The sequence below is a fragment of the Klebsiella sp. KP20-425-1 genome (assembly GCF_025813515.1).
Lineage (GTDB): Bacteria > Pseudomonadota > Gammaproteobacteria > Enterobacterales > Enterobacteriaceae > Klebsiella > Klebsiella pneumoniae.
The window spans coordinates 3,045,269-3,068,774 of sequence record NZ_CP109614.1 but is presented as its reverse complement, the minus strand read 5'-3'; the positions used below and the strand labels follow the sequence as shown (position 1 = coordinate 3,068,774).

The 23,506-nt window shown below is 59.1% G+C and carries 21 protein-coding genes; 9 read left to right on the top strand and 12 right to left on the bottom strand.

The window, feature by feature from the left end; genetic code table 11:
- Window positions 1–5 precede the first annotated feature (5 nt).
- The gene (gene yeaG / locus OHJ17_RS15080) at window positions 6–1,940 is read right to left on the bottom strand and encodes a protein kinase YeaG (RefSeq protein WP_002901234.1); all 1,935 of its coding nucleotides are present in this window, start codon (window positions 1,938–1,940) and stop codon (window positions 6–8) included.
- A gap of 416 nt (window positions 1,941–2,356) precedes the next feature.
- Here yeaG and OHJ17_RS15075 point away from each other — a divergent pair, with 416 nt between their 5' ends.
- Both OHJ17_RS15075 and OHJ17_RS15070 read left to right on the top strand, forming a co-directional pair.
- Window positions 2,357–3,103, top strand: coding sequence for a MipA/OmpV family protein (locus tag OHJ17_RS15075; RefSeq protein ID WP_002901236.1), 747 nt, complete (start codon window positions 2,357–2,359; stop codon window positions 3,101–3,103).
- Window positions 3,104–3,194: 91 nt separating this feature from the next.
- Window positions 3,195–4,049: an aldo/keto reductase gene (locus tag OHJ17_RS15070; RefSeq protein ID WP_032432908.1), complete on the top strand. Its 855-nt coding sequence runs from the start codon at window positions 3,195–3,197 to the stop codon at window positions 4,047–4,049.
- Window positions 4,050–4,105: 56 nt separating this feature from the next.
- Here OHJ17_RS15070 and OHJ17_RS15065 read toward each other — a convergent pair whose 3' ends face one another.
- Window positions 4,106–4,990 carry a D-hexose-6-phosphate mutarotase gene (locus tag OHJ17_RS15065; protein ID WP_002901240.1) on the bottom strand — a complete coding sequence of 295 codons (885 nt, stop codon included), beginning with the start codon at window positions 4,988–4,990 and terminating at the stop codon, window positions 4,106–4,108.
- A gap of 74 nt (window positions 4,991–5,064) precedes the next feature.
- Window positions 5,065–6,060 (bottom strand): glyceraldehyde-3-phosphate dehydrogenase, encoded by a 996-nt coding sequence (gene gapA, locus OHJ17_RS15060; RefSeq protein ID WP_002901243.1) that lies wholly within the window; start codon window positions 6,058–6,060, stop codon window positions 5,065–5,067.
- Between the two features lie 338 nt (window positions 6,061–6,398).
- Here gapA and msrB point away from each other — a divergent pair, with 338 nt between their 5' ends.
- Both msrB and OHJ17_RS15050 read left to right on the top strand, forming a co-directional pair.
- Window positions 6,399–6,812 carry a peptide-methionine (R)-S-oxide reductase MsrB gene (msrB, locus tag OHJ17_RS15055; protein WP_002901246.1) on the top strand — a complete coding sequence of 138 codons (414 nt, stop codon included), beginning with the start codon at window positions 6,399–6,401 and terminating at the stop codon, window positions 6,810–6,812.
- Window positions 6,813–6,855: 43 nt separating this feature from the next.
- The gene (locus OHJ17_RS15050) at window positions 6,856–7,134 is read left to right on the top strand and encodes a YeaC family protein (RefSeq protein ID WP_002901249.1); all 279 of its coding nucleotides are present in this window, start codon (window positions 6,856–6,858) and stop codon (window positions 7,132–7,134) included.
- 94 nt (window positions 7,135–7,228) lie between these two features.
- On the opposite strand, the gene yajD is transcribed toward OHJ17_RS15050, so the two are convergent.
- The 5 genes from yajD to sppA all read right to left on the bottom strand — a co-directional run bounded on the left by yajD (window position 7,229) and on the right by sppA (window position 12,820).
- Complete coding sequence (gene yajD / locus OHJ17_RS15045; RefSeq protein ID WP_002901254.1) at window positions 7,229–7,573, bottom strand: HNH nuclease YajD; 345 nt, start codon at window positions 7,571–7,573, stop codon at window positions 7,229–7,231.
- A 160-nt stretch (window positions 7,574–7,733) separates the two neighbouring features.
- Window positions 7,734–8,987 (bottom strand): chitinase ChiD, encoded by a 1,254-nt coding sequence (locus OHJ17_RS15040; protein WP_002901255.1) that lies wholly within the window; start codon window positions 8,985–8,987, stop codon window positions 7,734–7,736.
- A 170-nt stretch (window positions 8,988–9,157) separates the two neighbouring features.
- Window positions 9,158–9,799 (bottom strand): bifunctional nicotinamidase/pyrazinamidase, encoded by a 642-nt coding sequence (pncA, locus tag OHJ17_RS15035; RefSeq protein ID WP_004892853.1) that lies wholly within the window; start codon window positions 9,797–9,799, stop codon window positions 9,158–9,160.
- A 9-nt stretch (window positions 9,800–9,808) separates the two neighbouring features.
- On the bottom strand, window positions 9,809–10,828 hold the full coding sequence (gene ansA, locus OHJ17_RS15030; protein WP_032432910.1) for an asparaginase: 1,020 nt from the start codon (window positions 10,826–10,828) through the stop codon (window positions 9,809–9,811).
- Window positions 10,829–10,966: 138 nt separating this feature from the next.
- Window positions 10,967–12,820, bottom strand: a complete 1,854-nt coding sequence (gene sppA, locus OHJ17_RS15025; RefSeq protein WP_004140411.1) for a signal peptide peptidase SppA — start codon at window positions 12,818–12,820, stop codon at window positions 10,967–10,969.
- 165 nt (window positions 12,821–12,985) lie between these two features.
- On the opposite strand from sppA, the gene OHJ17_RS15020 reads away from it, so the two are divergent.
- Window positions 12,986–13,537 carry an NAD(P)H nitroreductase gene (locus OHJ17_RS15020; RefSeq protein ID WP_004176531.1) on the top strand — a complete coding sequence of 184 codons (552 nt, stop codon included), beginning with the start codon at window positions 12,986–12,988 and terminating at the stop codon, window positions 13,535–13,537.
- Between the two features lie 735 nt (window positions 13,538–14,272).
- On the opposite strand, the gene phoC is transcribed toward OHJ17_RS15020, so the two are convergent.
- Window positions 14,273–15,019 (bottom strand): acid phosphatase PhoC, encoded by a 747-nt coding sequence (gene phoC / locus OHJ17_RS15015; RefSeq protein WP_002901387.1) that lies wholly within the window; start codon window positions 15,017–15,019, stop codon window positions 14,273–14,275.
- 225 nt (window positions 15,020–15,244) lie between these two features.
- On the opposite strand from phoC, the gene selD reads away from it, so the two are divergent.
- From selD to OHJ17_RS15000, 3 genes are all read left to right on the top strand, one after another.
- Window positions 15,245–16,288: a selenide, water dikinase SelD gene (gene selD, locus OHJ17_RS15010; RefSeq protein WP_016946408.1), complete on the top strand. Its 1,044-nt coding sequence runs from the start codon at window positions 15,245–15,247 to the stop codon at window positions 16,286–16,288.
- 4 nt (window positions 16,289–16,292) lie between these two features.
- Complete coding sequence (locus OHJ17_RS15005; RefSeq protein ID WP_004148065.1) at window positions 16,293–18,239, top strand: DNA topoisomerase III; 1,947 nt, start codon at window positions 16,293–16,295, stop codon at window positions 18,237–18,239.
- A 179-nt stretch (window positions 18,240–18,418) separates the two neighbouring features.
- On the top strand, window positions 18,419–19,399 hold the full coding sequence (locus OHJ17_RS15000; RefSeq protein WP_004140406.1) for an NAD(P)H-quinone oxidoreductase: 981 nt from the start codon (window positions 18,419–18,421) through the stop codon (window positions 19,397–19,399).
- 43 nt (window positions 19,400–19,442) lie between these two features.
- On the opposite strand, the gene gdhA is transcribed toward OHJ17_RS15000, so the two are convergent.
- Complete coding sequence (gdhA, locus tag OHJ17_RS14995; protein WP_004176526.1) at window positions 19,443–20,786, bottom strand: NADP-specific glutamate dehydrogenase; 1,344 nt, start codon at window positions 20,784–20,786, stop codon at window positions 19,443–19,445.
- Window positions 20,787–20,968: 182 nt separating this feature from the next.
- Window positions 20,969–21,379 carry a pyrimidine (deoxy)nucleoside triphosphate diphosphatase gene (locus tag OHJ17_RS14990; RefSeq protein WP_032433859.1) on the bottom strand — a complete coding sequence of 137 codons (411 nt, stop codon included), beginning with the start codon at window positions 21,377–21,379 and terminating at the stop codon, window positions 20,969–20,971.
- Window positions 21,380–21,465: 86 nt separating this feature from the next.
- Between OHJ17_RS14990 and OHJ17_RS14985 the strand changes: the two genes are divergently transcribed.
- Window positions 21,466–22,089, top strand: coding sequence for a CDP-alcohol phosphatidyltransferase family protein (locus tag OHJ17_RS14985; RefSeq protein ID WP_032432911.1), 624 nt, complete (start codon window positions 21,466–21,468; stop codon window positions 22,087–22,089).
- A 51-nt stretch (window positions 22,090–22,140) separates the two neighbouring features.
- Here OHJ17_RS14985 and OHJ17_RS14980 read toward each other — a convergent pair whose 3' ends face one another.
- A complete protein-coding gene (locus OHJ17_RS14980) occupies window positions 22,141–23,448 on the bottom strand; it encodes a sulfurtransferase (RefSeq protein WP_032432912.1) in 1,308 nt (435 codons plus the stop codon).
- Between the last annotated feature and the right edge of the window lie 58 nt (window positions 23,449–23,506).

Here is a 23,506-nt window from a genome sequence, read left to right as displayed (position 1 = left end):
ACGCATCAGGACGATTTACGAACCCGCAGGTACCACTCGCACAGCAGGCGAACCTGTTTGCGGGTGTAGCCTTTCTCCATCATGCGGTCGACAAAGTCGTCATGTTTTTTCTGCTCATCGGTTGAGGTTTTGGCATTAAACGAAATGACCGGCAACAGCTCTTCGGTATTGGAGAACATTTTCTTCTCAATAACCGTGCGCAGTTTCTCATAGCTGGTCCAGTTCGGATTACGTCCGCTGTTGTTGGCTCTGGCACGCAGCACAAAGTTGACGATTTCGTTACGGAAGTCTTTCGGGTTGCTAATCCCGGCTGGCTTCTCAATTTTCTCCAGCTCGGCATTCAACGATTCACGGTCAAACAGCTGCCCGGTGTCCGGATCGCGGTATTCTTGATCCTGGATCCAGAAGTCAGCGTAGGTGACATAGCGATCGAAAATGTTCTGTCCATACTCGGAGTAGGATTCCAGATAAGCGGTCTGGATCTCTTTGCCGATAAACTCGGCGTATTTCGGGATCAGATAGCCTTTGAGGAATTCCAGATAGCGCTCGGCCTGCTCCTGTGGGAACTGTTCGCGCTCAATCTGCTGCTCCAGCACATAGAACAGATGCACCGGGTTAGCGGCCACCTCGACGTGGTCGAAGTTAAATACCCGAGACAGGATCTTAAAGGCAAAGCGGGTGGAGAGCCCGTTCATCCCTTCATCAACCCCGGCGTAATCGCGATACTCCTGATAGGACTTCGCTTTCGGGTCGGTATCTTTCAGACTTTCGCCGTCATAGACCCGCATCTTCGAGTAGATGCTCGAGTTTTCCGGCTCTTTAAGGCGCGACAGAATCGAAAAGCGCGCCAGGGTTTCCAGGGTGCCCGGGGCGCAGGGCGCATGGGTCAGCTCACTGTTGTTGAGCAGTTTTTCATAGATGCGGATCTCTTCGGAGATACGCAGGCAATAAGGCACCTTGACGATATAGACGCGGTCGAGGAAGGCCTCATTGTTCTTGTTATTACGGAAGGTCACCCATTCCGATTCGTTGGAGTGAGCAAGGATGATCCCGTTAAACGGCAGGGCGGAGATCCCTTCGGTGCCGTTATAGTTACCTTCCTGGGTGGCGGTCAGCAGCGGATGCAGCACCTTAATCGGCGCTTTAAACATCTCGACGAACTCCATAATCCCCTGGTTGGCGCGGCACAGCGCACCGGAGTAGCCGTAGGCGTCCGGGTCGTTCTGCGCATAGTGTTCCAGCTTACGGATATCCACCTTACCGACCAGCGCTGAAATATCCTGGTTGTTTTCATCACCCGGTTCGGTTTTGGCGATGGCAACCTGCTCGAGAATCGATGGCCAGACTTTAACCACGCGGAATTTAGTGATATCGCCGCCAAACTCGTGCAGGCGCTTGGCCGCCCACGGCGACATAATGGTGCCGAGATAGCGGGTCGGGATGCCATACTCTTTCTGGAGGATCTGCGCATCTTCCTGCGGATTGAACAGGCACAGCGGGTGATCGTTGACCGGACTGCGTTCGCCGTTGGCGCTCAGCACATAGATGGGCACGCGCTGCATCAGCGCTTTCAGCCGTTCAGCCAGCGACGATTTACCACCGCCCACCGGCCCCAGCAGATAGAGGATCTGTTTCTTCTCTTCCAGCCCCTGGGCGGCATGCTTGAGGTAGGAAACGATCTGCTCAATGGCGTCTTCCATACCGTAAAACTCTTCAAATGCCGGATAGCGTGCGATAACCCGGTTTGAAAAGAGACGGGATAGCCGCGGCTCGAGAGCCGTATCAACCATGACGGGTTCACCAATGGCCATCAACAGACGTTCTGCCGCATTGGCATAGGCACTGCGATCTTGCCGGCAGATGGTAAGAAACTCCTGCAGTGTGAACTCTTCGTCCTTGGCAGCTTCGTAGCGCTGGCGATAGTGATCGAATATATTCATGGCATGCCGTCCTTTCGTTTTTTAGCACAGGTTGAGAGCCGTTCATATGAATAGTGGGGGCCCCCGGAAGACATAAGCTGAACATCGCTCTCCTGGTATCCAGCAACCCTTATGCCAGGTTGCGGGTGGGGTAGCGTGAATGTGCCCGGCAATTACACCTTCTAAATTTAAGCGTAGATGCATTTAGAAATCTTGCATGGCGCAGAAAATCAATTTCAATGACATATCAATAACTCATCCTGAACATGACGCTTTTTGATTCGTTGGGACGCAAAGTTGTCATCGGGCTGTCACCGGATGGTAAGAGAAGGGTGGCAAAGTGAACGATTTGTGTCATATCGGGTAAAGAATTTGAGGCATGAGACCTACGACGGTACACTGCACGGGCTGATTATTTGACAACGGGAATATGGATTGTGACTAAAATCAAACTTCTGGCACTCGGCGTGCTGATAGCGACGTCCGCCAGCGCGGCGCATGCCGACGGGAAGTTCACTCTTGGGGCTGGCGTAGGGGTCGTTGAGCATCCGTATAAGCAATATGATGCGGATGTCTATCCGGTGCCGGTCATTAGTTATGAGAGCGAAAACTTCTGGTTCCACGGTCTGGGCGGGGGTTACTACCTGTGGAATGACACCAACGATAAACTGTCGATTACGGCCTACTGGTCGCCAATGTACTTCAAGCCGGGCGACAGCGACAGCGAGCAGATGCGTCGACTGGATAAACGTAAATCGACCGTGATGGCCGGTCTTTCTTATGTCCACAACACGCCCTATGGCTTCCTGCGCACGACGATTGCCGGCGATACGCTGGATAACAGCAACGGTATTAACTGGGATCTCGCCTGGCTGTACCGTTACACCAACGGTAACCTGACGCTGACGCCGGGTATTGGCGTGGAGTGGAACAGCGACAATCAGAACGAATACTACTATGGTGTCTCCCGGCACGAGTCGCGCCGCAGCGGCATGCGCAGCTATGACCCGGACAGTAGCTGGAACCCGTATCTGGAACTGTCGGCTAACTATCGCTTCCTTGGTGACTGGAGCGTTTATGGCGTGGCGCGCTACACGCGTCTGTCGGATGAAATTACCGACAGTCCGATGGTGGATAAATCCTGGAGCGGTCTGATCTCCACCGGGATCACCTACACCTTCTGATTGTGCATTCTTACAGTACGCTTCATGCATCAAAACAGGGCCTTGCGCCCTGTTTTGCTTTATGGTGGTGCATACGGTTAAGGAGGAGAAGATGGTGAAAAAAACAGTACGCTTCGGCGAGCAGGAGGCAGTGCCGGCCATCGGGCTGGGCACCTGGTATATGGGCGAACATGCGGCGCAGCGTCAGCAGGAAGTGGCTGCACTGCGGGCGGGCATCGACCATGGACTGACGGTGATCGATACGGCGGAAATGTACGCCGATGGCGGGGCGGAGGAAGTGGTGGGCCAGGCGATCCGCGGTCTGCGCGACCGGGTAGTGCTAGTCTCCAAAGTCTATCCCTGGCATGCCGGCGGAACGGCGATGCACCGCGCCTGTGAAAACAGCCTGCGCCGGCTGCAGACCGACTATCTGGACATGTATCTCCTGCACTGGCGCGGGGATATCCCGCTGCAGGAGACGGTTGAGGCGATGGAGAAGCTGGTGGCCGAGGGCAAGATCCGCCGCTGGGGCGTCTCTAATCTGGACACCGACGATATGCAGGCGCTGTGGCGGACGGCGGATGGAGAGCACTGTGCAACCAACCAGGTGCTCTACCATCTCGCATCGCGGGGCATTGAATACGATCTCCTGCCCTGGTGCCAGCAGCACAGTCTGCCGGTGATGGCCTACTGCCCGCTGGCGCAGGCGGGGCGCTTACGCGATGGACTTTTTCAGCATAGCGATATCATTAATATGGCTAACGCGCGGGGGATTACGGTAGCGCAACTGCTGCTCGCTTGGGTGATTCGTCATCCGGGAGTGCTGGCGATCCCGAAAGCGGCCAGTATTGAGCATGTGGTGCAGAATGCCGCAGCGCTCGACATCGTCCTTAGTGGGGAAGAGCTCGCGCAGCTGGACCGCCTCTATCCGCCGCCGCAGCGAAAAACCCGGCTGGATATGGTTTAACCCATCGTTCACGGCAAAGAAAAACAAAAGCCCCGTTACCAACGGGGCTTTTGCTATTAGCGTTTTTTCACGCTGATGGTTTGCGCCAGGCGAGAGGGCGTCTCTTCGCTGGCTTTCTGCGGCTGGGTTACGCAGCAGGTTTCGACGCAAACGAAGGTTTTGTAGCCATCGTCCGGCATATCGCCCATGCTGACGGACAGCGCCGGGCCCGGGTTCCAGGCCACCACATTGTGCTGATGATGATGCACCACGTCGATAGTGCGGTTTAGCGCGTCGTCATGGATCACGCTGCAGCTGTCGGCGTTGAGATAGACGCGATCGGTGCGGTCCGGGAAGGTCTGCACGCCGTTGCTCAGAACGCCTTCTTCGGCATTGTTCACTTTATCGATATAGCGCTCGCCAAGACCGCTCACCTTCACCGCCGCGATATCGCCGACGTTGAAATAGCTGTGCAGGGCAGAGGTGGTCTCGAATTCACCGTGGGCTTCCAGCTCGATTTCACAGGTCTTACCCAGCTTAAAGCGGGCATAGAGGGTGAACTCGTGCGGCCAGAGCTTCATGGTTTCAGCGCTGTGCTGGAGCGCAAAGGTCAACATGACGCCGCTGTCGTCTTCGTCATGACCTTCCAGGGTCCATGGCAGATTGCGGGCAAAGCCGTGCGACGGCAGACCTTGCTGCGCAGAAGGACCAAACCAGGGCCAGCAAATCGGCACGCCGCCGCGCAGGGCGACGCCCTGTTTAAACGGGGTGTTGTTGCTCAGCCACAGAACTTCTTCTTCACCGGCGGGTTTCCAGGAGAGCAGGTGCGCCCCCTGCAGCGCCACAGAGGCTTTCACCTGCGGATGGTCGATGACAATCAGCTCCAGGTCGTCCAGCTGGCGACGGGAGATCACGGGAGAAATGGTTTCATTCACCGGGAGAGCAAAAATTTTATTTATCATTGTGCAATCCTATCTCTGCAGACAAAAAAAAGAGCGACCGAAGTCGCTCTTACAGATTACTTTTTCATCTCAACTTATTTGGAGATGTGGGCAATCAGATCCAGAACTTTGTTGGAGTAGCCGGTTTCGTTGTCGTACCAGGAAACCAGTTTCACGAAGTTGTCGTTCAGTGCGATACCCGCTTTAGCATCGAATACGGAAGTGCAAACTTCGCCGTTGAAGTCGGTAGAAACAACGTCGTCTTCGGTGTAACCCAGAACGCCTTTCATAGCGCCTTCAGAAGCGGCTTTGATGGCTTTCTTGATTTCTTCGTAGGACGCAGCTTTTTCCAGACGAACGGTCAGGTCAACAACAGATACGTTCGGAGTCGGAACGCGGAACGCCATACCGGTCAGTTTGCCGTTCAGTTCTGGCAGTACTTTACCTACTGCTTTAGCAGCGCCGGTAGAGGACGGGATGATGTTCTGAGCTGCGCCGCGGCCGCCGCGCCAGTCTTTGTGAGACGGGCCATCAACGGTTTTCTGAGTAGCGGTGGTAGCGTGGACGGTGGTCATCAGGCCTTCAACGATACCGAAGTTGTCGTTGATAACTTTAGCCAGCGGCGCCAGGCAGTTAGTGGTGCAGGAAGCGTTGGAAACGATGTCCTGGCCAGCGTAAGCGTCGAAGTTAGCGCCGCGAACGAACATCGGAGTGTTGTCTTTGGACGGGCCAGTCAGAACGACTTTTTTCGCGCCAGCGGTGATGTGTTTACGAGCGGTTTCGTCGGTCAGGAAGATACCGGTTGCTTCAGCAACAACGTCAACACCAACTTCGTCCCACTTCAGGTTAGCCGGGTCACGTTCAGCGGTAACACGGATTTTTTTACCGTTAACGACCAGATGACCGTCTTTCACTTCAACGGTACCGTCGAAACGACCGTGAGTGGAGTCATACTTCAGCATGTAAGCCATGTACTCTGCGTCTAACAGGTCGTTGATTGCAACGATCTCGATGTCAGAACGTTTCTGAGCAGCACGGAAAACAATGCGACCGATACGGCCAAAACCGTTGATACCTACTTTGATAGTCATATATTCCACCAGCTATTTGTTAGTGAATAAAAGGTTGCCTGTAAAATTACAAAAACCTTACGCAGCGTCAAGCGGAATCGTGTCAATCATTGCGACAAATCAATCCTGAGCAGACCTTTGCGCGATTGATTTGCCTCACTTTCCCTTTGAGCCCAATTCCATATGGGGGCTGCGCGCGGAATTTTAAAGGGCATTTAAGATAAAAACGTGATTTAAGTCACAATTATCTGGCTGCCTGTGGGCACCGGATAAGTTTAGAACAAAAGTGTACGCTTCATTGTTAATGTTTTGTTAGAATTGGGGCGAAAGTAGTCCATTGCAAAGCGAGATGTAAGCCCATGGCGAATAAACCCACCCCGGAAGAGCTGAAAAATGGCTTGAGCGAAATGCAGTTTTACGTGACGCAGCATCATGGCACCGAACCGCCTTTCACCGGACGGCTGTTGCACAACAAGAAAAATGGCGTGTACCACTGCCTGGTGTGCGATGCGCCGCTGTTTAACTCCCAGACTAAATACGACTCCGGCTGCGGCTGGCCGAGCTTCTACGAGCCGGTAAGCGCGGAGGCCATTCGCTATCTGACCGACAATTCGCACGGCATGCAGCGCATTGAGATCCGTTGTGGAAACTGTGATGCCCATCTCGGCCACGTGTTTCCGGATGGTCCGCAGCCGACCGGCGAGCGCTATTGTGTCAACTCGGCATCGCTGAGCTTCACCGATGAGCAAAATGGCGAGCAAATCAAGGGTTGAAGAAACGATTCAGCAAATTATTCCAGGCGGAGGTGAGCGGAAGATGGATATTGAGCAAATTATCGACAGTATGACGCCGGAAGTGTATCAGCGTCTGGCGACGGCGGTAGAGCTGGGAAAATGGCCGGATGGCGTCGCGCTGACGCCGGAGCAGAAGGAAAATAGCCTGCAGCTGGTGATGCTCTGGCAGGCCCGGTATAACACCGACGCCCAGCACATGACCATCGACACCAGCGGGCAGATGGTAATGAAGAGCAAACAGCAGCTGAAAGAGGATTTTGGCATCGTGCCGAAGCCGATCGCCACCGTTAAACTGCAATAAACCGCCGGCCGGCGGTGAGACGTTCCGGCGTCGGGTAACTGCGCGCCGGATGGCGTCATGTCGAATGACCGCGTCCGGCGGTCAGCCGCTTCGCTTACTTTTTGTTCATCATCGCTTTCAGATCGGCAAACGGGTTGTAGGTGGCCTCGCCGACGCTCTTTTGCGCATCTTCTCCTGCCACCACCGTGGAGCCATACTGATCGGCTTCGGTGTACTTGGAATGTTCGTGATCGTGACAGTACAGGCACAACATCTCCCAGTTGCTGCCATCTTCCGGGTTATTGGAGTGGTCGTGATCGATGTGGTGCACCGTCAGCTCGCGCAGATTGGAGTAGACAAACTCCCGTGAGCAGCGTCCGCACACCCAGGGAAAAAGCTTGAGCGCCTTTTCGCGGTAACCCACTTCCAGACGTGCGTAATTTTTGGGGATATAGGCCATGGCCCCCTGCCTCCTGTCAAACGGTTAAGCTGCGCCAGCCCCTGGCGCAGCGGATAACAGGCATCATAACCTATCCCGGGCGGCGCGATATACCTGCATTGCAGGCGATGCTGCCTGCGTCACGCCTCTCGGTGCCGACGATGCGGCGGAACAGCCATGATTAGTGTTTGATCCCCAGCGATTCCGCCAGCTGACGGGCCAGCTGATTCTGGTCATCGGCGCCATATTCCCAGAACATGGCCCCGGCGAGGCCCTTCGCCTTGATATAGTCCGCCTTAATGGCTACCGAGCGCGGGTTCTCATAGGAGAGGGCGAACAGCGGCTTGCCCTCTGCGGACTGCACCGACAGCCACGGAACCTTCGCCTCATCGTCCCAGTGCTCGGTAAAACGCTTTTGCGGATCGTTGAGCAGTTTGCCCACGATATCATTGTATTTCACATAGGTGTCTTTGCTCAGGTCATAGCCCAGCGAGGCAAACAGCGCGATCTGTTGTGGCCCAAAATAGGGCTGGGTGACCGGATTGTTTTGCGCATCCGCTTTCGTCCAGTCAATCCCCGGCTCGACCGCCCGTTTCGGTACCCGGCCATAAAAACCAATCCCGAGGTTCATCTGGCTGGGTTTAAGCCCGGCGGCCAGGTAATTGTTGACCACAAAATCGGCGCTGTATTTATCCGCTGCGGCGACCGTCGGCCAGTGGCTGGAGTCATACAGATTCGAGTTGAAGTACTGCGTGCCGTAGGCCATGTCGTAGGTCATCAGGTTGATGTAGTTCAGCACCGGGGCCACCGCTTTGACGTCCACCCAGCTTTTCGGGCTCTCGGCATTGGCGCCCACGGCGATAGTCACCAGCTTTTGCTCACCGACTGCCTCACGCAGCGATTTCAGCAGGGCAGTGAAGTTGTCGCGGTCAGCCGGCTGGCTGGCCACCAGTCCCCAGGCGCCGTTGACCGGAAACTCCCAGTCGAGGTCAATGCCGTCCAGACCATATTGCTGGATGATTTTCTGCGCGGAACGAATAAAGACGGCGCGACTTTCTGCGGTCGCCGCCGCGCCGGAGAAACCACGCGCGCCCCAGCCGCCGACCGACAGCAGGACTTTGAGGTCCGGATTCTGTTTACGCAGGGCGGGGAGCTTTTGCAGATCCGCCTGCACCTTCGGCGACAGCCAGATCTCGTGCAGATGAGCAGGATCCTTCAGGGCCGCATTGGTCTCGTCTTTTTCATCGTTATAGATAAGGCCAAACGAGTAGTTGAGATGGGTGATCTGCCGGACGTCCAGCTTATCGATATCACCGCCCGGCCCGGCGGTGACGTCGCCGCCGCCGTTAAAATAGCCGACGGACATCAGCGGTTGGGCAGAGAGCGCGGAAGCGCAAAGCAAGGGCAAAGCTGCCAGCAAGGGCAAACGTTTCATAGTGGTTCCTCTTTGACATAAAAATAACCACGCCACGGAAATGGCGTGGCGAAAAAACAGCCTTGCCAGACTAGCAGCAATAACCTGTTGAAACTGCGAGAGAGTTCAATTTATGGACAATAGCGAGGCGGCAGAAGAAGACCCGGCGCGAGGGCGCCGGGGGGGAGGGATCAGGCCTGAGTTTCCCGCCAGTCGTCGAGGGTATAGAGCGTGGCGCCCGCGGCGGCCATCTCCATAAACGCCTGGCTGCTGTCCTGTGGCTGCAGATTTACGCCGCGACAGCCGTCGGTGATGACGTTGACCGCGTAGCCCAGCGCCAGGGCATCCAGCACGGTGAACTTAACGCAGTAATCGGTGGCGAGGCCGAGAACGGTCAGCTCCACGATCCCCTGACCACGCAGCCAGCCGTCCAGTTCGGTTTTCTGCCGGTGACCGTTGTCAAAGAAAGCGCTATAGCTGTCGATGATCCGGTTTTGCCCTTTGTGGAACACAGCGGCGATCGCCTGCTGCTTGAGCAGCGGATGCAGCGCCGCGCCTTCGCTGTGCTGCACGCAGTGATCCGGCCAGAAAGTTTGCGCCAGGCCGTCCAGCTCGCCCTCGGTGTAGGGTTCCACCTGGTGCTGGCTGGCGAAACTGCCGTGATCCGCCGGATGCCAGTCCTGGCTGGCGACGATGGGCTCGCCGCGCGCCAGGCTCCAGTCGATAAGCGCATTGGCTACGTCGACGGTACTGTCGCCTTCAGGAACGGCCAGCGCGCCGCCGGCGCAAAAGTCGTTCTGCAAATCAACCAGTAACAGCGCTCGATGTGCCATACGTCCTCCTTAAGTCTCGTCGGGGGTGAGTTCGCCACGCAGATTTTGCTGCATCGCCGCGCGAATGGCGTCAACGTCCAGCTGCTGGCTAAGCAGATAGTGTAGCTTGGTCAGCGTCGCTTCCACCGTCATATCGAAACCACTGATGACCCCCGCCTGGGCGAGGGCGTTGCCGGTGGCATAGCCGCCCATGTTCACCTTTCCGGACATGCACTGCGTCAGATTGACCACTACAATACCGCGCTGGCTGGCTTCCGCCAGCACCTGAATAAACTCGCCATTCTGTGGGGCATTGCCGACGCCATAGGAGCGGAGGATCAGCGCTTTCACCGGTTGGCGCAAAAAATTACGCACCACGTCGGCGGAGATGCCGGGATAAATCGTCACCACGCCAATCGGCTGCGGAGTGATGGGGTGCACGATAAGCTCTCCGCTACCCTGCGGCGCCGGCGGAGTACCGAGACGGCGAATATGGATCCCGGCCTCCAGCAGCGGGGCAAGGTTTGGCGAGGCGAAAGCGTCGAAGCCGTCGGCATGGGCTTTGGTGGTGCGGTTGCCGCGGAACAGTCGATTGTTGAAGAACAGCGCCACTTCGTTAATCGGATAGTTGGCGGCGACGTACAGGGCGTTGAGCAGGTTAATCTGACCATCGGAACGCAGCTCGGCCAGCGGAATTTGTGACCCTGTCACAATGACCGGCTTGCCAAGGTTTTCCAGCATGAACGACAGCGCCGAGGCGGTAAACGCCATGGTGTCGGTTCCGTGGAGGATCACAAAGCCATCATACTCCTCATAATGGCTGCGGATATCGTCGGCGATGTGCTGCCAGTCCTCGGGGGTCATATCGGATGAATCCATCAGCGGATGGTATTCATGGATCGTGAAGTCCGGCATCTCCGGACGATGGAACTCCGGCATCAGCGCCAGCTGACGCTGCAGATGGCCGGAAACGGGTACATAGCCGTGTTCAGAGCGCTGCATACCGATGGTCCCACCGGTGTAGGCAACGTAAATCGATTTTTTTTGCATAGCATCGCTTAGGTTGGTCGTAGACAGGCGCAGTATAAAGAGACGCAGGAAAAAATACAGCGTCGGTCGCGGGCTTTGTGGCAGTGTTGGCAGGAGAGGGAAAAAGGCTGCCCCGGGAGACGGGGCAGCCGCTGCGTATTAACGGATGTTAGCGCAGGTCAGGCAGAAGGCATAGCGATTCTGCGGGTCGTTAAACGCCGCCAGCTTGTCGCTCTCCGCTTTCACCGTCTCGGCCGCTGCGGCGACCGGCGCAGGCAGCCAGGCCTGAATGGCCGCCGGCAGCGAGGCGCGTACCGAGCCGGTCAGGCTATCCAGCACCATCGAGAAGAAGGTCGGCTCTTCCTGATAGTAGTTGAGGTGCCAGGTTTTCAGCTTCGCCAGCTCGGCGGCTTTGGCCACCGCGTCGTCGAAGTCGCCGAGGCTGTCGACCAGTCCGTTGGCTTTAGCATCTTCCCCGGTCCAGACGTGGCCCTGGGCGATCTGGTCGATTTTCTCCGGCGTGCTCTTACGGGCGTTAGCCACCAGGGTGATAAAGCGCTGATAGCCATTCTCAATGCTCAACTGCATCAGCTGCTGCACTTCCGGCGGCAGCGCTTTGGTGCTGGAGACATCCGCCAGCGGCGACGTGGCGACGCCGTCGGTGTGGACGCCAATCGACCCGAGGGTATTTTCCACGGTGTTGATCACCCCAAAGATGCCAATGGAGCCGGTGAGGGTGCTTGGGTTCGCCACGATGTAATCCGCTGGGGTGGAGATCCAGTAGCCGCCGGACGCCGCCATGCCGCCCATCGAGACCACTACCGGTTTACCGGCGGCTTTGGCTGCCGCCAGCTCTTCACGAATGATTTCCGAAGCGGTTACGCTGCCGCCCGGGCTGTTTACGCGCAGAACGATGGCCTTAATTTTCGGATCGAGGCGCGCATCGCGAATTTGCGCTGCGGTGGTGTCGCCGCCGACGTTGCCCGGGGTCTCTTCACCGTCCATGATGGCGCCGTTGGCGAAGATTACCGCGATGGCGGAACCCTGGTCAGACGGCGTCTTCACGTTGTAGTCGTAATAGCTGATCGCCCGGTAATTGTTATCCGCTTTGCTCCAGCCAAACTGTTTGGTCAGCGCCTTTTCCACTTCCGTGGAGGTCGCCAGCTCATCCACCAGCTTATTGTCCAGCGCATATTTCGCCGTGTCGCCGCCCACCTTACGCAGGCCATCGATAATGCCCTGGGCGCCCGGGAAGAGCTGCTGGGCGGTGATCTGGCGGTTGGCGGCAATGGTGTTGAGGTAGTTCTGCCACAGTTCGCCAATCCAGCGGCTATCCGCTTCGCGGGCGGCAGGGGACATATCATCGCGGATGAATGGCTCGACGGCGGATTTATAGGTGCCGACGCGGAAGACATGGGTGGAGACCTTCAGCTTATCCAGCAGCGATTTGTAATATAGCCCGTTGGTAGCGAAGCCGTGCAGGTCTACCTCGCCCTGCGGCGAGAGCCAGATTTTGTTGGCGAAGCTCGCCAGGTAGTACTGGCCCTGGCTGTAGCTGCTGCCAACGGCATACACCGGTTTGCCGCTATCGCGGAATTCGCGCAGCGCTTTGCCGATGTACTGCATGGATGGCTGGTCGCCGCCGACGAAGTTTTTCAAATCCAGCACAATACCGGTGATATTGCGGTCATCCTTCGCCTGGCGAATGGTCTGCACGATATCGAACAGGGAATTCTCCTGCAGACGGTCCGAGCTGGCGCCAAACAGCTGGCGGCCAATCACGCCGAGCTTGCTGCTGGCGGATGGTTTATCCACCACCACGCCGGTAATATCCAGCAACAGCGCGCCGCGCGCGGCATGTTCGCTGGTGGTGCTGCTGAACTGGCTCCAGATGCCGATACACACCAGCACCAGCACCAGGAAGATCGCATTGAGGGCCAGTTTGCGAATAAAGTTGAGTATCCGCCACGTCCATTTAAAAAAGCTGGCAATCAGTCGCCAAAGGGTTCGCATGTCTTCTCCCTAACGTTATCTAAAAAGGGCAGGCCGCAGGGGCCGCCGCGTCTGGCTATCCTAAAGAGTGAGCCGTCGGTTGTCAGCAGGAATCACCGACCGCGCTGTAACAAAATCCTTGTGCATGTTAATTTTATGAAAAATGACATCACAGGAGTTATACAGATGGATGCTCTCGATCTACTGCTTAATCGCCGCAGCGCTTCCCGCCTGGCGGAACCTGCCCCGGCGGGCGAACAGCTGGAAAACATTCTGCGCGCCGGGCTGCGCGCCCCGGATCATGGCACCCTGCAGCCGTGGCGCTTCTTTATTATCGCCGATGACGGCCGCGAGCGCTTCAGCCAGTTGCTGGAAAAAGGGGCCAGAGAGGCCGGCCAGGATGAGAAGGGAATAGAGAAAGCCCGCAATGCGCCGTTCCGTGCGCCGCTGATTATTACCGTGGTCGCGCGCTGTGAAGACCACCCTAAGGTGCCGCGCTGGGAGCAGGAGATGTCCGCTGGCTGCGCGGTGATGGCGATGCAGATGGCGGCCCTGGCTCAGGGATTCAACGGTATCTGGCGCAGCGGAGCATTGACCGAGAGTCCGGTGGTGCGGGCCGGCTTCGAGTGCCGCGAACAGGATAAAATTGTCGGCTTCCTCTATCTGGGGACGCCGCAGCTAAAAGCCTCAACCACCATTGCCCTGCCGGATACCGCGCCGTTTGTGACGCGATTCTGAGTCGGTGCTTATTATGCCGGGTGGCGGCTGGCGCCTTACCCGGCCAACGCATCCGGCTCTGACTGTCTGTAGGCCCGCGCAAGCGCAGCGCCGCCGGGCAAGGACAGCGGGCACGGAGCCGATTTTGTGCCGGGTGGCGGCTGCGCCTTACCCGGCCTACGTTCGTACGACCTGTCGTTAATTTATTCACTTTTCTTGCTGAAACTGCCGGTGCTGACGGCCTCAAAATCGCTGAGACGTTCCCGGCAGGCCGGGGCAGCCCGCATGGATGCGGGCTGAGGGCCGTGTTTTGCAGGGACGCTGCCTCGGCCCGACCCGAAGCCTGCAGGGATAAGTCGAAGGGACCGCGCAGCGGCGATTTTGCTGGCCAGAGCCCGGGGGTACAGGGGGCGGCGGTGACTGGCCGCCCCCTGTGCGCTCCCGGCGCCATGAGTGACATAACGCAGACGATTAACCGGGAGCGCAAACTACGCTGAAGCCACAGATAACATAAACAACCACACTGCAGTGCTTCCCCTCACCCTGGCCCTCTCCCGGAGGGAGAGGGAACCGTCCGGCTGGCCGCGCAAGCGCAGCGCCGCCGGGCGATGGCAGCAGGCTCGGAGCCGCATCTATGCCGGGTGGCGGCTCGCGCCGGACCCGGCCTACAACCCCTACCATTCGAATCAATCGCGGTTTTTGTAGCCCGGACAAGGCGCGCCAGGCGCCGCATCCGGGAATGCAACGGCGATGACGTTACTTCTGCCTTTTCGCGAATTCATCTTTGGCTTTCTGCAACTGCTGCTGGAAGGCCGGGTTGGTGTGCAGCGTAGCGACCACCGCGGAGCCGACGATGCGCGCCGCATCGACATCGCTCTGCCAGTGATAGCCGCAGATCACCCGGCTCTCGCCGAGCTCATAGCCGCGCTTCAAAATTTCGTTTTGCCGCTGCGGGTTGATCTCCGCCAGCACCAGGGCGGTGGCCCAGCCGATAGAGGTATGCCCGGACGGGTAAGAGCCGTTTTTCGCCAGCTTGTCCTGTTCGGTGGTGTTGCAGGTGGAGACGCCATAGAACGCAAACGGGCGAATGCGCATGTATTTCTCTTTCGCGCTGCGGGTCGCCAGGTCGCCGGCGTCTTCAATCATATTGGTCAGCAGTTTGTGAAGCTGCGGCGCGTCTTTCTCGGTGATCGGCGAACCAAAGGCGCTGGAGAAGGCGTTGGCCACGCCGCCCGCGCTGAGGTTGGCATCCTCTGCCGCCAGCTTCCCGCGCTCGGTATTGCGCAGCAGACGTCCTTGCTCATACATCGCCTGATCGTTTAAAAATGCGATACTGCCCACCGCCGGCGGTGGTGGCAACAGCGCCAGGCTGTCGATGGCCTGGGCATTGGTCAGATAGTAGAGATCGGGCTTGGTGGTGACATCGTTCCCGGGGGGAACCAGAGCAAAGGCGTTAACGGAGAAGAAACTGGCCAGGCAAAGGGCAAGAACACGCTTTTTCATTAGAATTTCCTTACGTCATAATCATTCCAGAGAAGACAGTCCTGTGCTGTCACATTTCTGTCATCTTTAAGTAAAAGTGAAAATGGTCGGGAAAAAATTGTCGCGTCTCGCAAAAACGGCTTTTTGTCTGCTTAATGAGCAACCATACGCGATTTCAGACTGTCGTACTTACCACCCTGGCGTTTGGGCGCTAACATAGCGGGATTGCAATGACAGGAGATGTCCATGAGCGAGCAAGCCATTCGTTTAACGCAATACAGCCACGGAGCCGGTTGTGGTTGTAAAATTTCCCCGAAAGTGCTGGAAACTATCCTGCATAGCGAGCAGGCGAAGTTTGTCGATCCAAACCTGCTTGTCGGCAACGAAACCAGCGATGATGCCGCCGTTTACGATCTCGGTAATGGCACCTCGATCGTCAGCACCACCGATTTCTTTATGCCGATTGTCGATAACCCGTTCGACTTTGGCCGCATCGCCGCCACCAACGCCATCAGCGATATTTTCGCTATGGGCGGGAAACCGATTATGGCGATTGCCATCCTCGGCTGGCCGATCAACACCCTGGCGCCGGAAATCGCTCGCGAAGTGGTGGAGGGCGGGCGCTTTGCCTGCCAGCAGGCGGGGATCGCGCTGGCGGGCGGCCACTCCATTGACGCCCCGGAGCCGATCTTCGGTCTGGCGGTCACCGGCGTGGTGCCCACCGAGCGCATCAAGAAAAACAGCACCGCCCAGGCGGGTTGCAAACTGTATCTTACTAAACCGCTGGGGATCGGCGTACTGACCACTGCAGAGAAAAAATCGCTGCTCAAGCCAGAGCATCAAGGGTTAGCGACGGAGACCATGTGCCAGATGAACCTCGCCGGCGCCGCGTTTGCCGCCATCGACGGGGTGAAGGCGATGACCGACGTCACCGGCTTTGGCCTGCTCGGCCACCTCAGCGAGGTGTGCCGCGGGGCCGGCGTGCAGGCGCAGCTGCGCTATGCCGATATCCCAAAACTGCCGGGGGTGGAGGACTATATCGCCGCCGGCGCGGTGCCGGGCGGCACCGGGCGCAACTTTGCCAGCTACGGCCATCTCATGGGCGAGATGCCGACGGAGTGGCGGGATCTGCTGTGCGATCCGCAGACCTCCGGCGGTCTGCTGCTGGCGGTGACCCCGGAGGCGGAGGCGGAAGTTCAGGGCGCCGCGGCGGAGTTCGGCATTAAGCTGGCCGCCATCGGCGAGCTGGTGACCGCCCGCGGCGGGCGACCCATGATCGAGATCCGTTGATTCGATGCGGTTGTTTATTGCAGAAAAACCGAGTCTCGGTCGGGCTATCGCCGATGTGTTGCCTAAACCGCACCGCAAAGGCGATGGCTATATTGAGTGCGGCAACGGGCAGGTGGTCACCTGGTGTATCGGCCACCTGCTGGAGCAGGCGCAGCCGGACATCTACGACAGCCGCTATGCCCGGTGGAATCTCAACGATCTGCCGATTGTGCCGGAGAAATGGCAGCTGCAGCCAAAGCCCTCGGTCACCAAACAGCTGAATGTCATCAAGCGCCTGCTCGGCGACGCCGAGGAGGTTATCCACGCCGGCGACCCGGACAGAGAAGGGCAGCTGCTGGTGGACGAAGTACTCGACTACCTGCAGCTGGCGCCGGAGAAGCGTCAGCAGGTGCAGCGCTGTCTGATTAACGATCTCAACCCGCAGGCGGTGGAGCGGGCGATCAACCGTCTGCGCGCCAACAGCGAGTTCGTGCCGCTCTGCGTGTCGGCGCTGGCGCGGGCCCGCGCCGACTGGCTGTACGGCATCAATATGACCCGCGCCTACACCCTGCTGGGGCGCAACGCCGGCTATCAGGGGGTGCTCTCGGTGGGGCGGGTGCAGACCCCGGTACTTGGCCTGGTGGTCCGTCGCGATGAAGAGATTGAAAATTTCGTCGCCAAAGATTTCTTCGACGTGAAGGCGCATATCGTCACGCCGCAGGAGGAGCGTTTTGTCGCCACCTGGGTGCCGAGCGAAGCCTGCGAACCTTACCAGGATGAAGAAGGGCGCCTGCTGCATCGTCCGCTGGCCGAGCATGTGGTTAAGCGCATCGAAGGCCAGCCGGCAATCGTGACCGGCTATAACGATAAGCGCGATTCCGAACCCGCGCCGCTGCCGTTCTCGCTGTCGGCGCTGCAGATTGAGGCGGCCAAACGTTTCGGCTTCAGCGCGCAGAACGTGCTGGATATCTGCCAGAAGCTGTACGAAACCCACAAACTCATCACCTATCCGCGTTCGGACAGCCGCTATCTGCCGGAAGAGCACTTCGCTGGCCGCCATGCGGTGTTGAATGCGATTGCCGTCCATGCGGCGGACCTGCTGCCGCAGCCGGTAGTGGATCCGGAGATCCGCAACCGCTGCTGGGATGATAAAAAGGTCGACGCGCACCATGCGATTATCCCAACCGCCCGCAGCAGCCAGGTGAAGCTCACCGATAACGAAGCGAAGGTGTACACCCTGATCGCCCGCCAGTATCTGATGCAGTTCTGCCCTGACGCAGTGTTCCGCAAATGCCAGATTGATCTTGAGATCGCCAACGGCAAGTTTGTCGCCAAGGCGCGTTTTCTGGCCGAGGCGGGCTGGCGGACGCTGCTTGGCAGCAAAGAGCGCGATGAAGAGAACGACGGCACGCCGCTGCCGGTGGTGGCCAAAGGCGATGAACTGCTGTGCGAGAGGGGCGAGGTGGTGGAGCGTCAGACCCAGCCGCCGCGCCACTTTACCGACGCCACGCTGCTGTCGGCGATGACCGGGATTGCCCGCTTCGTGCAGGATAAAGATCTGAAGAAGATCCTCCGCGCCACCGACGGCCTCGGCACGGAAGCGACCCGCGCAGGGATTATCGAGCTGCTGTTCAAGCGTGGTTTCCTGAGCAAAAAGGGGCGCTATATCCACTCTTCGGAGGCCGGCAGGGCGCTCATTCATTCCCTGCCGGAGATGGCCGGGCGACCGGACATGACCGCCCACTGGGAGTCGGTGTTGACGCAGATCAGCGAGAAACAGTGCCGCTATCAGGACTTTATGCAGCCGCTGGTGGGGACGCTGTATCAACTGATCGATCAGGCGCGCAGCACGCCGGTGCGTCAGTTCCGCGGCCTGGTGGCGCCGGGCGGGGCGAAGAAGTCGTTCAGCAAAGGTAAAGGGAAGCCGAAAGGCAAAAAAGCGGCAGACGATACCGCGCCGCCGCCGCAGTAACCCGCCGGTGGTCGCGAGGATGCGTTACCCCACGGCCACCGCTTCTCCGCCAGTCAGGCCAATGGTCTACACTAAACAGCCGGGAAGAGCCTGGACGCGGGGCCCCTGAGCAGGGGATGCCCGCTGCGCTTTTCCTGATGCCGATGCCCCATTTCTCTCACAGGCGATAAGGAGGACCCGTGAAATATATTGCTATCAGCCAACCGGGCGGCCCGGAGGTATTGCAGATCCGCGAAGGGGAGATCCCCACCATCGGGGAGCATGAGGTGCTCATTGAGGTGAAGGCGGCGGGCGTCAACCGGCCGGATATTCTGCAGCGCCAGGGTCTGTATCCCATGCCTGAGGGCGTCACCCCCGTGCCCGGCCTCGAGGTGGCGGGCGTGGTTGTTAAGGTCGGCGCGCAGGTCACAGCGTTTACGCCCGGCGATCGCGTTTGCGCGCTGACCAACGGCGGCGGCTATGCCGAATACTGCGCCGTGCCGGCAGGCCAGACGTTGCCGATCCCGGCGGGCCTCAGCTTTAGCGAAGCGGCCGCCATTCCGGAAACCTTCTTCACCGTCTGGGCGAACGTCTTCCAGCTGGGTAAGCTGCAGCCTGGCGAAAGCATTCTGGTCCACGGCGGCGCCAGCGGGATTGGCACCACCGCGGTCCTGCTGTGCCACGCGCTGGGGATGACCGTCTATGCCACCGTCGGCCAGGACGAAAAAATTGCTGCGCTACGTCCCTATGCTACGGCGATTAACTACAAAACCGATGATTTTGCCGAGAAAATCGGCCAGCTGACCAACGATGAAGGGGTGGACGTCATTCTGGATATTGTTGGCGGCCCTTACTTTAACCGCAACCTTGGGCTACTGAAAAAGGATGGACGACTGGTCATCATCGGCTTTATGGGCGGGCGAATCGCTCATGAGGTTGATATTCAGACTCTGATGCTCAAGCGAGCCACCGTCACCGGCTCGACCATGCGCGGCCGGACGGCGGCGGAGAAACAACAGATTGCCGAGGCGCTGCGCCGCCACGTCTGGCCGCTGCTAGAGGCAGGGAAATGCAAGCCGCTGATCTACGCCAGCTACCCGATGGCGGAGATTGCCGAGGCCCATGCCTGTCTGGACAGTGGTCAGCATCTGGGGAAAGTTGTGATCACGATGACGTCGTGAGACGCATCCCGGCGGGCTGCCGCCGGGATGGAGTTAGGGGAGGTTAAATCACGCCCTGGGCCAGCATAGCATCCGCAACCTTCACGAAACCGGCGATATTCGCGCCGCGCACGTAGTTGGTCTGCTTCGCTTCGCCGCCGTACTGCACGCAAGCGTGGTGGATATCCAGCATGATGTGATGCAGGCGGGCATCCACTTTTTCCGCTTTCCAGCCCATGCGCGCGGCGTTCTGCGCCATCTCCAGACCGGAAGTCGCCACGCCGCCGGCGTTGGCCGCTTTGCCCGGGGCAAACAGCACGCCAGCTTCCAGGAACAGGTCGGTTGCGGCGATGGTGGTCGGCATGTTGGCGCCTTCCGCCACGGCCTTGACGCCATTGGCAATCAGCTGGCGGGCGGCATCGACGTCCAGTTCGTTCTGGGTCGCGCAAGGCAGGGCAATATCCACCGGCACTGACCACGGCTGCTGGCCTTCAAGATAGGTGAGGCCAAATTCGCGGGCGTAATCGGCCACGCGGCCGTGGGCACGCTCTTTAATGTCGATCAGGCGGGCCAGTTTTTCTTTGGTGAAGCCCGCTTCGTCAACGACGGTGCCGTTGGAGTCGGAGGCCGTCACCACCCGCGCGCCAAGCTCCATCGCTTTCTCAATGGCGTATTGCGCGACGTTGCCGGAGCCGGAGACCGCCACGCGAGCGCCTTCGAAGCCGAGGCCGTGACGTTTGAGCATCGCTTCGGTGAAGTAGATCAGGCCGTAACCAGTGGCTTCCGGACGGATCAAGCTGCCGCCAAAGGAGAGTCCTTTACCGGTGAAGACGCAGGCGCTGTTGTTGGAGAGCTTGCGCATCATTCCGGCCATAAAGCCGACTTCGCGACCGCCGACGCCGATATCGCCCGCCGGTACGTCGGTATCCGGGCCAAGGTGGCGATAGAGTTCGGTCATCAGCGCCTGGCAGAAACGCATCACTTCGCCATCGCTCTTGCCTTTAGGATCGAAATCGCTGCCGCCTTTCCCGCCGCCCATCGGCAGAGTGGTCAGGGCGTTTTTGAAGGTCTGCTCGAAGCCAAGGAATTTGAGAATCGACAGGTTAACCGACGGGTGAAAACGCATCCCGCCTTTATACGGGCCGATGGCCGAGTTGAACTGCACGCGCCACGCGCGGTTGACCTGGACCTGATTGCGGTCGTCCACCCACACCACGCGGAACTGGATCACGCGCTCCGGTTCCACCAGACGTTCCAGCAAAGCAAGCTGACGATAGCGCGGATTTTCCTCAAGGAAAGGCCACAGGGTGGTCATCACCTCCCGGACGGCTTGAGCAAATTCGGTTTGATGAGGATCGCGCTGTTGAACGCGGGTGAGAAAGCCTTCCAGAGTGCACGTCTGATCCATAGATATCAGTTCCCCTTATGGTTGTGGTTGCATGTATTTATTATGATTCGGTCCTTGAAAAAACCGATTTTCCGACTATAACACCGCTAATCCTTAGGCAAGCAAGGAAAAATTGAGCCGACAACAAAATTTATAATTGCCCGCTCGTCATAACTAAAAGCGATGACGAGGCGGCGGGCGGATCAGCGGACGGAAAGGGTGGGGCGCTGGGCGATAAAGGCGTGCAGCAGAGGAATATCGGCCGGGGCGAGATCGAGGGCCAGCGCTTCTGTGGGAAGGCACCAGCGCAGCTGAGTGTGATAGTGGGCCAGCGGCGTGCCCTGAAAGTGCGGCACCCACCAGGCGTGCAGATGGATCCGGCGGCCGGAGACCTCCCGCTGATGGCTAGCGATATAGCAAGCCGGGCGGGCGATGATGCCCATCTCCTCCTGCAGTTCGCGGGCCAGCGCCTGCGGCTGGCTTTCACCCGGCTCCACTTTGCCGCCGGCGAACTCCCACATCCCCGGCTGGTCGGCGCGGGGCGGACGCTGCGCCAGCAGAATCTGGCCATCCTGTTCAATAATGGCGGCGACAACATCAATCATTTTTAGCATAAGCATCAAGGTTAATAAGACGAATATGGCCTATTATCACCGCCATAGACCGTAACTGACAACCGCCAACCCTGCTGGAGACCTTCGTGCTTGATAGCCACCTGCATCCGCGCCTTAAACCCCTGCTTAACGCTGTCGCCGGCGTCCTTGACCGCCCCGGCATCTCACCGGACGGGCTGACGCTGGTTGGTTTTGCCATCGGCGTGCTGGCTCTGCCCTTTCTGGCGCTGGGGTGGTATGGCGCGGCGCTGGCGGCCATTCTCCTTAACCGCCTGCTGGATGGCCTGGACGGCGCTCTGGCGCGGCGGCGCGGGCTCACGGACGCGGGCGGCTTTCTCGATATTGCGCTGGATTTTCTCTTTTACGCCCTGGTGCCGTTCGGCTTTATTCTGGCGGATCCGCTGAACAATGCCCTGGCGGGCGGCTGGCTGCTGTTTGCCTTTATCGGCACCGGCAGCAGCTTTCTCGCTTTTGCCGCCCTGGCGGCCAGGCACCAGATCGCCAATCCCGGCTACGCCCATAAATCGCTGTACTATCTCGGGGGACTGACGGAGGGGACGGAGACCATCCTGTTGTTTGTCCTCGGCTGCCTGTTTCCGGCGCATTTCGCCTGGCTGGCGTGGCTGTTTGGCGCGCTGTGCTGGCTGACGACGGCGACGCGCATCTGCAGTGGCTACCAGACCTTAAAGCGGGTAACGACCATAGCGTAAACGGGGTATCGCGCGTCGCCGACAAAGGGCGACGCGCTGAGGCGGGGCGAGTTACTGACTGCTTTCCGGGCCGCGCTCTCCGCGGGCCACCGGATTGTGCGGGTTGCTGCTCCATTCGTACCAGCCGCCGTCGTACACCGCGACGTGCGGCCAGCCCATGGCGCGGGCATACATAAAGGTTTCCGAGGCCCGCCAGCCGGTCCCGCAATAGAACGCCACTTGCTGGCTCGGCAGAATGTTCCACTGGCGCCACAGGGCAGCGATATCGTCGGCGCTGCGCATGGTGCCGTCCGGGTTATGGAAATCCTCCATGTGCGTGGAGTCGCTCCCGGCGTGGCCCCAGCGGGCGCCAGCGATGTCGCCCTTCGGCTTGATATAGCTGTAGCCGCTGGTGGTGCCGATAAACTCCGGCCACGAGCGGACGCTGACCAGCGAGGCGTCCTGACGATGCAGCAGCCCGCGGGCTTGTTCGGTATCCAGCATCAGCTGCGGCTGGCCGGGGATCGGCGCGCCGAAATCAGGCGCCGGCTGCTGCGCCGGCGGCATACCGCGCTCTACCGGCAGCCCGGCGTCGGACCAGGTCTGCCAGCCGCCGTCAAGCAGGCGCACGTCTTTGACCCCGGCGTACAGCATGATCTGCGCCACCCGCGCTGCGGCGTAGACGTCGCGACCATAGAGGATCACCGTGGTGTCATGCCGGATGCCGTGCTTCGCCAGCATCGCCTTCAGCTGCGCGTCGGACACTTTATTCCACAGCGGTTCGCTCTCCACCTCATTGGTATCGATATAGCCCGCGCCAGGGATATGGCTCAGCAGATAGAGCTTCGGCGCTCCCCAGGCGGCTTCAAACACTTTCCAGTCGCCTGCCGGGGCGGCGGCGACCGCTTTCCCTTGCTGTAGGTCGTGCAGCCACTGGGGGTAGACCAGCTGTTCAAAGTGCGGCAGCTTTTGCAGACGGTCGGTCTGGCTCAGCGCATCGCTCAGGGTGCTGAGCCGGGTGAAACCCGTTTGTTTCAGCCGCGCCGCGACGCTGACGTTATCCTCCGGGCTGCCGTACAGCGCGATGGGGGTATCGGACAGGAGCTGGTGCTGCTTAGCCCAGGCGCGGAGCTGATCGTCGCTCATGGCGCCGAGCCAGCGGGCGGAAAGATTGAGGGCCTGCGGCTCATGGCCTTCCGGGCCGTTGGCGCGCTGCGGCCAGCCGTTGTAATAAGCGCTCAGCCGGGTGTCGATGGCCACGCCGTGCTGCTGTTGCAGGTGGGAGAGAGTGAGCGCTGGCATGGTTTCAGCGGCGCAGGTAGTGGAAGCAGCAAGCCCCATGAGCAGGGCGAGTGCGGTCAATTGAGAAACACGTTTCATCGAAATGCCCGACGGTAAAAAGTGGAGGGCGTATTCTCCACTCGCCAGGCGCCGATTT